Origin of the sequence: Qipengyuania gaetbuli (genome assembly GCF_020171365.1) — a bacterium.
GTDB lineage: Bacteria > Pseudomonadota > Alphaproteobacteria > Sphingomonadales > Sphingomonadaceae > Qipengyuania > Qipengyuania gaetbuli_B.
This window is the reverse complement of record NZ_JAIUZO010000002.1, coordinates 1,183,791-1,196,756: the sequence shown is the minus strand read 5'-3', so window position 1 is coordinate 1,196,756 and position 12,966 is coordinate 1,183,791. Positions and strand designations below refer to the sequence as shown.

The window sequence follows — 12,966 nt, the reverse complement described above, 5'->3', positions numbered from 1 at the left end:
CCGTGGCCCGCGCGCTGGGCTTTGCGGCCTGCGGCTTCACGGCGGCCGCCACCGATCCCTTGCGCGCCGAGCGGCTCGAAGAATGGCTGGGCGAAGGCTGCCACGGATCGATGGAGTGGATGGAGACGCGCAAGGCCGAACGCGCTTCGCCGCAGGGGCTCTGGCCGGATGCGCGGAGCGTCATCGCCCTCGGCATGAGCTACGCCCCCGATGTCGATCCGCTCGCGCTGGAAGGCGACCCCGAGAAGGCGCGGATTTCCGTCTATGCCCAGGGCCGCGACTATCACGATGTGGTGAAGAAGGCGCTGAAGGCGCTCGCCCGCTGGCTGATCGCGCGCGCCCCCAACAGCGAGCTCAAGGTGTTCGTGGATACCGCCCCGGTAATGGAAAAGCCGCTGGGCGAGGCTGCCGGGCTCGGCTGGCAGGGCAAGCATACCAACATGGTCAGCCGCGAACATGGCAGCTGGCTGTTCCTCGGTGCAATCTATTCGACGCTGGAGTTCGAGCCCGACGCACCGGGCCGTGACCGCTGCGGTTCGTGCCGGGCCTGCCAGGACGCCTGCCCGACCGATGCTTTTCCCGGGCCCTACCGGCTCGATGCAAGACGGTGCATTTCCTACCTCACGATCGAGCACAAGGGGCCGGTCGACGAGGAGTTGCGTGCCGCGCTGGGCAACCGGATCTATGGCTGCGACGATTGCCTTGCGGTGTGCCCGTGGAACAAGTTCGCCGATACGGCCCACCGCCATTTGAAACTGGCACCGCGCGACGAGCTGGTTGCGCCCGATCTCGTGCGGTTCCTGGAATTCGACGATGCGGGCTTCCGCCAGTTCTTCTCCGGCTCCCCGATCAAGCGGATCGGGCGCGACCGTTTCGTGCGCAACTGCCTCTATGCGGCCGGGAACAGCGGAAATGCCGGGCTTTTGGCACAGGTCGAGCGCTTGCGCACCGATCCCGATCCGGTCGTCGCCGATGCCGCCCATTGGGCGGCGGCACGGCTCAGATCATTTCCTTGAGCGCCACGGTGGTGTCGGCGAGCAGTGCAGGGTCGATCTCGGCCCGCGTCTCGACCAGCTTGCGCCCCTGCGCGTAATCGCGCGTATTGTTCACGCAGTCGAGCGCGATGACGCAGCCTTCCTTCGTGTAGATCACCGAGAACTTGCGATCCGCCGGATCGCCGCGCAGCACGCAGGCATCATGGCCCAGCGAAAGGCCGACGGTCTGGAGCCGCAGGTCGTACTGGTTCGACCAGAACCATGGCACGGCGTCATAGTCCTGCTTGTCGCCCATGATCGACTTGGCCGCCACGCTCGCCATGTCGTTGGCATTCTGGACCGATTCCAGCCGGATCACGGCATTGCCAGCGTAGGGGTTGGCGTGGGCGGCGCAGTCGCCGATCGCGTAGACATCATCGAGCGAGGTGCGGCAGAAGCTGTCGACATCGACCCCGTTGCTGCCGGCAGCGCCCGCCGCAATCAGGGGGCCGACCGATGGCACGATCCCGATGCCGACGATCACGATCTCGCAAGGGATGGTCTCGCCGGTAGACAGGGTCACCCCCGTCACGCGGCCGTTCTCGCCCTCGATCCGCTCCACCCCGGTTTCGAGCCTCAGATCGACACCGTGGCTGCGGTGCTCGTCGGCATAGAAGGTAGAAAGTTCGGGGCCTGCGACACGGGCCAGTACCCGGTCCTGCATTTCGACCACCGTCACCGCGCAGTCCATCTTGCGCAGCACGGCAGCAGCTTCGAGCCCGATATAACCCGCGCCCACGATGACGGCGCGTTTTGCACCGGCCTCGATCTCGCTCTTGAGCGCATCGGTGTCGCGCCGGTTGCGGATCGTGTGCATGCCGCCGAGGTCGGCGCCCGGGCATGACAGGCGCCGCGCATCGCCGCCGGCCGCCCAGATCAGCTTGCGGTACGTGACCTTGGTATCGTCCGATAGTGCCAGCGTGTGCGCCAGCGGATCGACCTCGTTGGCGTTGGCGCCGAGCCGGAGCGTGACATTGCGCTCGGCCCAGAACTTCTCCGGCCGGATGAGGATTTTCTCGAAGGGCTTCTCGCCGGCGAGGTAATCCTTCGACAGCGGCGGGCGCTCATAGGGCGGGTTGCGGTCGCGGCTGGCGATGAGGATGCTGTCCTCGTGCCCCGCCTGGCGCAAGGCGATTGCCGCCTGCGCTCCGCCGTGACCCGATCCCACGATGACGACGTCGAAATGCTCCATGACGCGCAGGGCTGGCCGCAAACGCCAGCCCGGTCAAGCTTTCCCGCGTCCGCTCAGCGCGCCAGCAGGTTGCGCGCCATGCTGGCGATCTGGGCGAGCATGGCAGGCGCCACGGGCGTCTGCGACTGCGCGCGGTCGACCATCGAGCGGAACTGGCGCACCGCCGCATGGTGGTCCGCAACCCAGGCGTCGACCACGCCGCGCATGTCGTCCTTTGCATCCTTGCGGCGCGAGAGACGGCGCAGCAACTCGAGGCGCATCTGCTGGAAATCGCGCGCGATGCCCGACACCAGCAGGCGTTCCCACACGTCCGACGGGTTCATCAGGGCAGCGGTGCCTTGCGCCCAGTCGATCCCCAGGCTGGCACCGATATCGGAGAAGCCGTGGGTCAGCGGCAGCGGGTCGATGCCCGTGTCCGCTGCCAGCTTGGCGAGGCCCACCGAACCGTCGAGATCGAAGATGTGCGTGATGTGCGATGCAATCGCATCGGGCGCACCGGCCTTAGTGAAGGTTTCGTGCAGGCTGCGCGACTGGGTCTTGAGCTCGCTGCCGAGCAGCTCGTCCGTGGACTTCACCAGCAGCGCCACGTTCTTGCCCAGCTCTTCCACCATGCGGGCGGGCTGGACGCGGCCGGCACCGGTGCGCAGCACGTCGGACATGAGGTTGCCGACTGCAGCGGCAAGACGGTCGAACAGCAACAGCCGCGCCGATTCTTCCATCTTGGCCGTGTCGAGCTCCGCCCAGATCGAGCGCAGGTCGAACAAATGCGCGGCGGCAACGAAGGCCCCTGCCACTTCGGACAGTTCGACACCTTCTTCTTCCGCCAGTTCGAACGGGTGGATGATGCCGAGGCGGTTGACCATCGCATTGGCGAGCTTGGTCGCGATGATTTCGCGGCGCAAACGATGGTTCTCGATCTGCTGGCGAAACTTGCCGCGCATCGGCTCCGGGAAGCTGCGCATCAGCAGGTCGTGCAGGATCGGGTCGTCGGGCAGGTCGCTCGCCTCGATCGCGTCCTGCAGGACCAGCTTGGCGCTTGAGAGCAGCACGGCGAGCTCGGGACGGGTCAGTCCGGTGCCGTCGGCAGCACGGCGCTGCAAGGTCTGGTTGTCGGCGAGGCCTTCGGTCCGGCGGTCGAGATTGCCGCCGTCTTCCAGCGTCTCGATCAGGTGAAGCTGCGACGCCATGGCGCGCGCCCCGCCCATTTCGGCAATCGACAGGGCGAGTGCCTGCAGGCGGTTATCCTCGAGCACGATCGCCGACACCTCGTCGGTCATCGATTCGAGCAGCGCAACGCGCTTGGGTTCGGACAGGCGGCCCGCGCGCTTGGCAGCGGCCAGCGCGATCTTGATGTTCACCTCGTTGTCCGAACAGTCCACGCCGGCCGAATTGTCGATGAAGTCGGTGTTGCAGCGCCCGCCGTTCAGGGAATACTCGATGCGGCCTGCCTGCGTGACGCCGAGGTTCGCACCTTCGCCGATGACGCGGGCGCGCACTTCCTTCGCATCAACGCGCAGCACGTCGTTCGCCGGGTCGCCGACCTGGACGTTATTCTCCGTCCCGGCCTTGATGTAGGTGCCGATGCCGCCGAACCAGACGAGGTCGACCGGAGCCTTGAGGATGGCGGAAATCAGTGCCTCGGGCTCGATCTCGGACTGCTCGATGCCGAGCAGCTTCTGCATCGCCTTCGACAGCTTGATCGACTTTGCGCCGCGCGAATAGACGCCGCCACCCTTGGAGATGAGGCTGGCGTCGTAATCCTCCCAGCTCGAACGGGGCAAGTCGAACATGCGCTTGCGCTCCTTCCAGCTCCTGGCCGGATCGGGATCGGGATCGAGGAAGATGTGGCGGTGGTCGAAGGCGGCGACCAGCTTGATTGCCTTGGAGAGCAGCATGCCGTTGCCGAACACGTCGCCCGACATGTCGCCGCAGCCCACGACCTGCACCGGCTCGCTCTGCACGTCGATGCCCATTTCGAGGAAGTGGCGCTGGACGCTGACCCATGCACCCTTGGCGGTGATGCCCATGGCCTTGTGGTCGTAACCCTTGGAGCCGCCGCTCGCGAAGGCGTCGTCGAGCCAGAAGTCGCGGCTTTCCGCAATCGCATTGGCGACGTCGGAGAAGCTGGCCGTGCCCTTGTCGGCGGCGACCACGAAATAGGGGTCCTCGCCATCGGTGATGACCACGCTTTGGGGGTGTACGACCTTGTCGTCGACGATGTTGTCGGTGACCGACAGCAGCGTGCGGATGAAGGCCTGGTAGCTGCCCTTGCCTTCCGCGGCCCAGCCATCACGGTCGATCGATGGGTCGGGCAGCTGCTTGGGATAGAAGCCGCCCTTTGCCCCTGCCGGGACGATGACCGCATTCTTCACCCGCTGGGCCTTCATCAGGCCGAGGATTTCGGTGCGGAAGTCGTCGCGCCGGTCGGACCAGCGCAGGCCGCCGCGAGCCACCGGACCCGAGCGCAAGTGGATGCCTTCCACGCGGCGCGAATAGACCCAGATCTCGCGCCACGGAACGGGCTTCGGCAGGCCGGGAACGAGCGAGCTGTCGATCTTGAACGCCAGCGCTTCGGCCGCTGCGGGGGCGAAGGCGTTGGTGCGCAGGATCGCGTCGATCAGCGCATTGTAAAGGCGCAGCAGGCGGTCGTCGTTGATCGCCTTCACCCTAGACAGGGCGCGCTTGATCGTGTCGCGCGCCTCCTTGATCGCGTCTTCACGGTTCCCTTCGAATGCCGGGTCGTGCCGGGCGGTGAACAGGGCGATGAGGCCGCGCGTGATATCCGCGGCCTTCGCTAGCGCGTCGACCACCGTGTAGATGGTGAAGCCCATGCCTGCCTGGCGCAGGTAGCGGTAGAAGGCGCGCAGCCAGTCGGTTTCTTGCGCACCGAGGCCAGCCTCGACCACGAGGCGGTTGAACACGTCGTCCTCGGCATGGCCGTTGAGGACGGCGCCGATGGCCTCCTCGATGTCACCGGCGCGTTCGACCAGCACTTCGGCGTCGATGCCGGGAGCAAGCTGCAGCGCGAAGTCGTGGATGGTGCCGAGGCGTCCGTCTTCGAGCACGGTCGGCATTTCGGAGCGGACATGGAAGCCGAAGTTCTCGAGCGCCGGGACCGCATCCGACAGCGGCAGGCTGCCTTCCGCCTGGTACAGCTTGAGTCGCAAGCAGCGCTCGTCGTCGCGGTCGCACAGGTAGAGGCGCGCGCCGCGATGGGGTGCATCCTCTTCCTCGTCGGCGTGGTGGCCGAGCGCGCGCAGGCGCGAAATGTCCTCGGCCGCTTCGCGCGGGCCGAAACGGGCGCGGTAAGCGGTCGGGAATGCCTCGGCAAAGCGCATGGCAAGCGCGGCGGCGCGGCCCTTTTCCTCGAAGGCGAGCAATTCGGTTTCCACCGCTTCGCTCCAGCCGCGCAGCAGGGTCTGCAGCTGCTGTTCCAGCGCCTGTTCGTCGGGCGATTTCGAGCCGTCGCGGATGTCGAGCACGAAGCGCAGCATGGCAAGGTTGCCGCCTTCGACCTCGAGGCTCCAGTCGAGCAGGCGCGCCTTCGCGCCTTCTTCGAGCAGGGCGAGGATCTGCAGGCGGACCTGTGTTGCCAGCATGTCGCGCGGCATCCACACGAAGGCGAAGAGGTGGCGGGCCAGCGGCGCCTCGACCAGCGCAAGGCGCGGGCGCGGGCGGTCGACGAGGCTCATCATCGTGGTGGCGATGCGTGCCGTGTCTGCTTCGGAAAAACCGATGACCAGATCGTGCGGCAGGGCGGTCAGCGCGTGGACCAGCGCCTTGCCTGCATGACCGGTCTCGTCGAAATTCAGGTCTTCGCGGATCTGTTCGAGCCGCTGGCGCAGGATCGGCACATTGCGCGGCGGCGAGGCTAGCGCGGCGCTGGTCCACACGCCTGCATGAACCGACAGCGCGACGATCTTCTTGCCTTCGCGCACGGGCACGAGGAACAGGTCGAGCGGCACATGGCGATGGACGCGCGATGCGTGGTTCGCCTTGATGATGAGCGGGGTACGGGCTTCGCCCTTGCTTTCGAACCAGGCGAAAGCGCGCTCGTAGCTGGCGTCCACCAGCAGGTTGCGCGCGCCCTTGCGGCATATACCCAGCCCGCCTTCTTGCGTGCCGTCGCGGCGGCGCACGACATGGCCGAGCTGGGTCAGCATGCCCGAATTGAGCCATTCGAGAAGGGCTGCGCCTTCCTCGTCCTCGATCCGCTTTGCATCGGTCGCCATGGCGGCCTGGAGTTGGGGCCAGTCGGCAACGGCGGCGCGCACGTCGGCCAGCGTTTCGTTGAGCGTTTCCTCGATCGCCTGGCGGCGCTTGGCATCGACGCGCGGAGCCTCGAGGTAGATCATCGATTCCCAGAAGGCGTCTTCCGGCTCGCCTTCGTCGACCCGCGCAAGCGTGCCGTCGGACTTGCGTTCGACCGGCACGACCGGGTGGATCAGGCGGTCGATGGCAAGGCCCATGGCAGCGATTGCGGCCGCCGTGGAATCGACCAGGAACGGCATGTCGTCATTGACGATAGCAATGCGCGTGAAGCGGCGGTCCTCGCTGATCGACTGGATCGCGATGGCCGGTTCGCCCGGGCGGCGCTTGTCGGCGGTTTCCGCAAGGAAGGCTGCTGCCTCGTCGAAATGCGCCTGGTCGAACGGCGTGTCTCCCGGAAGCAGCGAGTCGCGCATGTGCTGCGCGATTGCCTTGGCGTGGGGAGTCATGGTGGTGCTGCTGCTCGCCTTGTCGGCCTTTTTCGAACCCATGGGGGCCTCTCGCATGCGGGCGTACGATCATTTCGCAGCCGTGTAATTTGTGAGTCGTCGGGCATTACCCGATGGAGGGCGATTAGGCCTGTTGGAGAGCCGCCGCAAGGCTGGCCTCAAGGAAATTCGCAAACGTATTCGCGCCGATTCCGTAGCGTCGCACCGGGGGGCTTTCAGGCGAGTGCGGCAAGCGCCCGTTCGAGCGAGGCGATGCGCTCCGCCGGATCGAAGGTCGGGCCGGCGAAGATAATCTCGTCTGCGCCGGTGCGCTTCACAAAGGCGGCGATGCTGGCGGCGCATTGGTCGGGTGTGCCGATCGCGCTGGCCTGGCCGATATGGGCGAGCATGGCCTGCGCCGTGGGCGGCAACTGTGCGCGATAGCCTTTCACGGGCGGCTTGAGCTTGGAAGGCTGGCCCGTACGCAGCGCCACGAAGGCCTGCAATTGCGAGGTCGCCAGTGTTTCCGCCTCCTCCTCCGTTTCGGCACAGAACAGGTTCATCGCGGCCATCACATGGGGCTGCGCGCAGGCTTCTGACGGCTGGAAGTCGCGGCGGTAGATTTCCAGCGCTGCATCCAGATGGTCCGGCGCGAAGTGGCTGGCGAAGGCATAGGGCATGCCGAGCCTTGCAGCGAGCTGCGCGCCGAACAGGCTCGAGCCTAGCATCCAGAATTCGGGCCGCGCACCGATCCCGGGGGTGGGGTGGATCGTCGTATTGCCGGCCATGAAGGCCTGCAGCTCGACCACGTCTTGCGGGAACATTTCGGCAGCACGGTGGAGATCCTTGCGCAGCGCGCGCTGGAGTTCGGGACCGGCGCCCGGTGCACGGCCAAGCCCCAGGTCGATCCGCCCGGGAAACAGCGCGTCGAGCGTGCCGAACTGTTCGGCAATCTGGAACGGCGTGTGATTGGGCAGCATGATCCCGCCCGAACCGATGCGGATGGTGCTGGTGGCATTGCCGATATGGGCGAGCACGACTGAGGTGGCACCGCCAGCGATGCCTTCCATGGCGTGGTGCTCGGCCACCCAGTAGCGCTTGCAGCCCAAGCGCTCGGCTGCCTGCGCCAGGTCGCGGGCGGCAGCGAAGGCTTCCGTCAGCGTGCCGCCTTCACGGACCGGCACGAGGTCGAGCACGGAATAGGCGGTCACTCCTGCGGCTCCAGCTGTTCGAGATAGCTGCGCGCCTGCCCGGCCTGCGGGCTGTCCGGCGCGACTTCCAGTACCGACTGGAAACTGGCGCGGGCATCGGCCTCGCGCCCCGAAAGCGCGGCGATCACGCCCGCTTCCAGTCCGACCATAGGATCGCGCGGGGCGAGGAGGGCCGCGCGCTCGATCTGCTGCTGCGCTTCGCCCAGCCGGGCCATGCGGCGCGACAGCGTGGCCGAGAGCAGCCACGCCTGCGGATCGTCGCCGTCTGCCTCGCGCGCTTCGGTCAGCGCGGATGCGGCATCGTCGGCACGGTCGAGCCGGACCAGCACGCGGGCGAGGTCGACCCTGAGGTCGGCTGCAAGCGGGCCGTCACCGGCGGCCTGCGCCTGCCCGCCCGCACGGTCGAGCAGCACCAGCGCCCCTTCAAGGTCTTCGCCGGCCAGCGCGGCATTACCGGCCATCGCGGTCAAACGCGCGGCATAGGCGAGGTTGTCGGCAGGGGCTTCCGCGCTCGCCAGTTCGAAGATCTCACGGGCTTCGGACGTGCGGCCGAGCCTGACGAGAGCAAGTCCCAGGCAGTGAGCCGACTGCGCCATTTCCAGCTCGTCGGCAGCCGTCTCGCGCCAGCGCTGCGCGTAATCGAGCGCCTCGTTGGGCGTGGAGGATGCCTGCCTGAGGCACGAGCCGAGCCGCGCGCGCTTCACCTCGTCGACCGTCTCTTCGCGCGGCGGGCGATCGGCGAGCTCGTCGGGAATACCCGGCATCCCGCCGGCGGTGGGATTGGGTCCGACCTGCATCAGCAGGATGGCGAGCGGTGCGGCAAGAAGGGTCATTGGCGTTCCAGATCGTCTAGCAATCCGCCCACGGTGCGCAGCAGCAGGGCGATGTCCTGCGGGCGCGAGAGGCGGTGGTCGCCATCCTTGATAAAGGTCAGTTGAACCGCATCCGAACGCAGGGCACCGGCCAGCTCCATGCTGATTTGCCACGGCACGTCGGCATCGCACTGGCCGTGCAGGAGCCTTGCCGGGACATCGATCGCGATCGGGCCGGTCAGCTGGTGCTGCGCCTGCCCGTCCGTCCAGAAGCCTGCGTGCATCGGGGTCGGGTCGGGGCCGTAGGGATTGTCTTCGTAGACCGTCTGCCCCGCGGACAGGGCGTGCTTGTCCGCCTCGGAATATCCCCATTCGGTAAAGTCGGGTGCGGCAGCAATACCGACGAGCCCTGCGAGCCTTTCGCCCAGGGCAAGCCCTGCCAGCAGCATCAGCCAGCCGCCCATGGAGGAGCCGATCAGGACCACATTCCTTTCGGCCCGTGCCTCGACCAGCGCGACCACTTCCTGCGTCCAGCGCGTGAGCGTGCCGTCGGCGAAATCGCCCACGCTCGCGCCGCAGCCGGAATAGTCGAGCAGCAGGCAGGCGCGGCCTTGCGCCTGCGCCCAGTCGAACAGGGCGGTGGCCTTGCCGCCTTCCATGTCGGACATGTAGCCGGGCAGGAAGACCAGCGTCGGGCCACTACCGGGCGTATGGCGGAAGGCGATGCGCCGCCCGTCGGGCATCGTGTGGAATTGCTTGTCGCTCATGGCCTCATGCTGTCGCTCCCAGCGACCGCCAATGCAAGCCTAGAAGAATTCGAACTCCTCGACATCGGGGTCCTCGCGGCACATCGACTTGATGGCCTGGAATTCCTTGTCGGTCAGCACCGGCTTGAAGCTCTTGCCCTTGGCCGCCGCGCGATAGGCGCGGGCGCGTTCGCCGGGGCCCGGGTGGCTGGCGATCCAGCCGGTGATATTGCTGCCCTCGCTCTCTTCCTCGTCTCCGCCGAGCCGCTCGAAGAATTCGGCAGCGCCGAGGGGAGAGATGTCGCTTTCCGCCATGCGGGCGCGCGAATATTCGTCCGCCTCGCGCTCGGCGTCGCGCGAATAGCCCATGGAGGCGAGGCCGAAGATCGTGTCGCCCACGCCCGAATTCGCGCCCGAAAGCAGGATCGACAGGCCGAACTGGCGCAGCAGCGCCGTCATCACGTGGCGTTCGCGCACATGGCCGACTTCGTGGCCGAGGACGCCGGCCAGTTCCTCGGGCGTTTCGGCCTGCTGGACCAGCCCGTCGAACAGGAGGACACGCCCGCCGGGTACGGCGACGGCATTGACCATGCCGATATTGGCGACACCGGCGCGGACCTGTTCCTTGGCCGGATCGACCGAATCAAGCAGCTTCGCCATGGCCGCATCGCCTGCGGGCGTGCTGCACAGCCTGCCGCCGAAGTCGCCGATCATGGCATCGCCCAGCTTGCGTTCCCAGGTCACCGGCACGCGCGGGCCCAGCCAGTCGGGCGCGGTCATGAACAGCGCCACGGCTGCAACGCTGACCGCGCCGAAGATGGCGGTCGCCTTGCCGAGACCGAGATTGTCGACCCAGGCGCCATACGTCGCCTTGGCCGGCATGCGCGCGGCAAGGCCTGCGGGAAGTTCGGCCGGCAGGATGAGCCGGAAGTCGGGCTCGCTCGTGCGCTGGTAGACTTTCTGCCCGGCGCGTTCCTCGCCCCAGGCGAGGTCCGACAACGGCACGTCCATCCGGCTCGTCGGCGCGGCGAGACGGAGGCTGTCGCCCCCGTCCCACACCGCCTCGCCTTCGTGGCGGACGGCATTCTGTCCGTCGTACCACTGGGCCGCCAGCTGGAATGCCTCGTCGTGCATCAGATCGCGCCGATGTCGAATGCGTCGAGCAGCCCCTCGCCATGCTTCGCAGTGGCGGTGGTCGACTGGGTCAGGTCGTCGAGCAGGATTTCGCCGCCGGCTTCCATGTGGGTCATGAAGAACTTCCAGTGGCGATAGCTGAGGAAGATGAAACCGATGCCGAGCGTGAGGACCACCAGCAGCGCGTCGCCGATCAGCAGCTTGACCCAGTCCATGGTCGAGGCCTCGAAATTGAAGCGCAGGTCGCCCCAGCTCGTCGAGCCGACGACCTCGCGGTAGAACTTGGCATAGAAGGCCACCGCGATCAGGCCGAGGCCAATGTAGAAGAACAGCACGAGCGCCACGATCATCGCGACACCGCCCATGGCAGCGCCGCTTTCTCCGCCGAGGCCATAGCCGGCAAAGGCACCGGTGGCGCCGGCCACGATCGCGCCGATGAAGAATACGAAGGGCGACAGGTAGAACAACAGGAAGCGGCCGAAGACATTGCCGCTGTCGGCGCTTGATTCGAAGTGGTGCGGGCCGAAGCTCATCTTGCCCATGCGCTCGTTCCACAGGCTGGTCATCGACCAGGGGATGAGCAGGCCTGCAGGCAAATAGCCGACGAAGGTCTTCCACATGTAGGACAGGCCGTATTTGAAGCCCGGGTCGTTGCTGCCGCCGCGAATGCCGCGCCAGCGGGTGCGTGACAGGCGGTAGCGCAGCGCCCGGAAGCGCGCGAGGCCGGTCAGGTAGAACAGCAGCAGCAGCGGCAGGATACCGAGGATGGCACCGGCGACTTCGTAGCCGCGCGCTATCAGCGACTGGGCGACCAGGTTGAGCAGGAAGACCGGCAGTACGAACAGGCCGAGCACCAAGGCAAAGCCGATGAACAGTTCCTTACCCGTCCCCGTCCATTCCAGTCGTTCGTCGACGAAGCGGCTGTGCGACCAGAGATACTTGCGTTCACGCGTGGTCGCCCAGAAGCGGTAGATACCCAGCGTGACGATGGTCAGCAGCAAGTTGGGGAAGGCGATCTTCGCGAAATCCTGCCAATTGCCGTCGAAACCGAAGGCGCTATCCGCCTCGATATGTCCCTGTTCCATAGTAGTTGTAGCGACCCCCCGCCCTATAAATCCGAATGGACTCCCATCCATCGGCGGTTCTTCAGGGCGAGGGGTTGCAAGTCAAGCGCGCCGCTCAGTCGCGCAGGAATATCTCTTCGATTTGTGTCTCGAAAACATCTGCAATGCGGAATGCGAGCGGCAGTGAAGGATCGTACCGGCCCGTCTCGATGGCGTTGACGGACTGGCGGCTCACCTCGAGCCGGTCGGCGAGGTCCTGCTGGCTCCAGTTGCGCTCGGCGCGCAGGACCTTGAGGCGGTTCTTCATTCTCCCCGCACCTTCTGCCACAGGTTGGACAGGCCGGTTCCGATTGCCCAGGCGGGCAGGACCCACCAGGCCCAGACATGCGGCACCAGTTCGAACATTTCGAGAAATCCCCACAGGATGCCGACCGACAGCACCAGGCCGAGGCCGTGGATCGATGCCATGATCGTGCGGTGGCGCAGGTATTCGTCGGTCTCGTCGGAAAGGTAGCGCGCCAGGGCCCAGACGATGCCGAAGGTCGGCAGCACCGGGAGGAGCGAGATCGCGAACACCGCCGGCGCGGACAGCTCGTAATTGCGCCACACGGTAATCGCGAGGCCGAGGCCCAGGACGTAGCCGAAGCTGCTGGCGATCACGCGCTTGTTGTAGGCCATCGTGGCAGCGCTGCTGCAATCGCCGCGGTTCTGCGCGCGGACCATTGGGATCAGTAATCCGCAGGACGCGGCCATCAGGATGAAGCCGGTCGGCCCGTTGATGGCATCGGCGATCTTGAGCGCACCGATCATCGCGACGGCGGTGAGATAGAGGCCCGCCCAGAAGCCGGGCGAGCGCCCGCTGCGCGCGGTTTCCTGCGCGCTCATGCCCCGAACGCCTTCAGCGGGTTGCAGGCCCTGGCCGGGCGCATCGTCACCACCGCAAGCGCGGGCAGGGTGATCACGGCCGTCTCGGCCAGCGCCGCAGGGACGAGGCCCTGCGTCGCGCCGATCGCCAGGAGTACCGTGGTGGCCGAAAGGCCGATGGCAACAATCATACGGGTCATCGTCAAGCCTCC

Annotated in this window: 11 protein-coding genes; 1 reads left to right on the top strand and 10 read right to left on the bottom strand. The window is 66.6% G+C overall.

All coding sequences use genetic code 11. From position 1 onward, the window contains the following. Positions 1–2 precede the first annotated feature (2 nt). Complete coding sequence (gene queG, locus LCL94_RS06390; RefSeq protein WP_318245567.1) at positions 3–1,016, top strand: tRNA epoxyqueuosine(34) reductase QueG; 1,014 nt, start codon at positions 3–5, stop codon at positions 1,014–1,016. Here the strand turns inward: queG and LCL94_RS06385 are convergent. From LCL94_RS06385 to LCL94_RS06340, 10 genes are all read right to left on the bottom strand, one after another. Next, positions 1,000–2,226, bottom strand: a complete 1,227-nt coding sequence (locus LCL94_RS06385) for an NAD(P)/FAD-dependent oxidoreductase (RefSeq protein ID WP_224831481.1) — start codon at positions 2,224–2,226, stop codon at positions 1,000–1,002. The genes queG and LCL94_RS06385 overlap by 17 nt on opposite strands. Positions 2,227–2,279: 53 nt before the next feature. Beyond that, a complete protein-coding gene (locus LCL94_RS06380; RefSeq protein WP_224831480.1) occupies positions 2,280–6,986 on the bottom strand; it encodes an NAD-glutamate dehydrogenase in 4,707 nt (1,568 codons plus the stop codon). 173 nt (positions 6,987–7,159) lie between these two features. Continuing rightward, the gene (locus LCL94_RS06375; protein WP_224831479.1) at positions 7,160–8,134 is read right to left on the bottom strand and encodes an LLM class flavin-dependent oxidoreductase; all 975 of its coding nucleotides are present in this window, start codon (positions 8,132–8,134) and stop codon (positions 7,160–7,162) included. Then, positions 8,131–8,967: a tetratricopeptide repeat protein gene (locus LCL94_RS06370; protein ID WP_224831478.1), complete on the bottom strand. Its 837-nt coding sequence runs from the start codon at positions 8,965–8,967 to the stop codon at positions 8,131–8,133. The genes LCL94_RS06375 and LCL94_RS06370 overlap by 4 nt, the downstream gene beginning before the upstream one ends. Next, positions 8,964–9,713, bottom strand: a complete 750-nt coding sequence (locus tag LCL94_RS06365; protein ID WP_224831477.1) for an alpha/beta fold hydrolase — start codon at positions 9,711–9,713, stop codon at positions 8,964–8,966. The genes LCL94_RS06370 and LCL94_RS06365 overlap by 4 nt, the downstream gene beginning before the upstream one ends. Before the next feature lie 39 nt (positions 9,714–9,752). Continuing rightward, the gene (locus LCL94_RS06360) at positions 9,753–10,826 is read right to left on the bottom strand and encodes a M48 family metallopeptidase (protein ID WP_224831476.1); all 1,074 of its coding nucleotides are present in this window, start codon (positions 10,824–10,826) and stop codon (positions 9,753–9,755) included. Next, entirely contained in the window at positions 10,826–11,911 is a 1,086-nt protein-coding gene (locus LCL94_RS06355) for a YjgN family protein (RefSeq protein ID WP_160608499.1), read from the bottom strand. Before LCL94_RS06355 ends, LCL94_RS06360 begins: the two co-directional genes overlap by 1 nt. Before the next feature lie 94 nt (positions 11,912–12,005). Then, positions 12,006–12,197 (bottom strand): helix-turn-helix transcriptional regulator, encoded by a 192-nt coding sequence (locus LCL94_RS06350; RefSeq protein WP_222555333.1) that lies wholly within the window; start codon positions 12,195–12,197, stop codon positions 12,006–12,008. Further along, a complete protein-coding gene (locus LCL94_RS06345) occupies positions 12,194–12,775 on the bottom strand; it encodes a hypothetical protein (protein ID WP_224831475.1) in 582 nt (193 codons plus the stop codon). The genes LCL94_RS06350 and LCL94_RS06345 overlap by 4 nt, the downstream gene beginning before the upstream one ends. After that, complete coding sequence (locus LCL94_RS06340; protein ID WP_224831474.1) at positions 12,772–12,954, bottom strand: hypothetical protein; 183 nt, start codon at positions 12,952–12,954, stop codon at positions 12,772–12,774. Before LCL94_RS06340 ends, LCL94_RS06345 begins: the two co-directional genes overlap by 4 nt. Positions 12,955–12,966 lie beyond the last annotated feature (12 nt).

Coding starts and splice junctions, on each gene's coding strand:
- LCL94_RS06385 (WP_224831481.1), bottom strand. CDS start 2,226: ATGGAGCATTTCGACGTCGTCATCGTGGGATCGGGTCACGGCGGAGCG.
- LCL94_RS06380 (WP_224831480.1), bottom strand. CDS start 6,986: ATGGGTTCGAAAAAGGCCGACAAGGCGAGCAGCAGCACCACCATGACT.
- LCL94_RS06370 (WP_224831478.1), bottom strand. CDS start 8,967: ATGACCCTTCTTGCCGCACCGCTCGCCATCCTGCTGATGCAGGTCGGA.
- LCL94_RS06365 (WP_224831477.1), bottom strand. CDS start 9,713: ATGAGCGACAAGCAATTCCACACGATGCCCGACGGGCGGCGCATCGCC.
- LCL94_RS06360 (WP_224831476.1), bottom strand. CDS start 10,826: ATGCACGACGAGGCATTCCAGCTGGCGGCCCAGTGGTACGACGGACAG.
- LCL94_RS06355 (WP_160608499.1), bottom strand. CDS start 11,911: ATGGAACAGGGACATATCGAGGCGGATAGCGCCTTCGGTTTCGACGGC.
- LCL94_RS06350 (WP_222555333.1), bottom strand. CDS start 12,197: ATGAAGAACCGCCTCAAGGTCCTGCGCGCCGAGCGCAACTGGAGCCAG.
- LCL94_RS06345 (WP_224831475.1), bottom strand. CDS start 12,775: ATGAGCGCGCAGGAAACCGCGCGCAGCGGGCGCTCGCCCGGCTTCTGG.
- LCL94_RS06340 (WP_224831474.1), bottom strand. CDS start 12,954: ATGACCCGTATGATTGTTGCCATCGGCCTTTCGGCCACCACGGTACTC.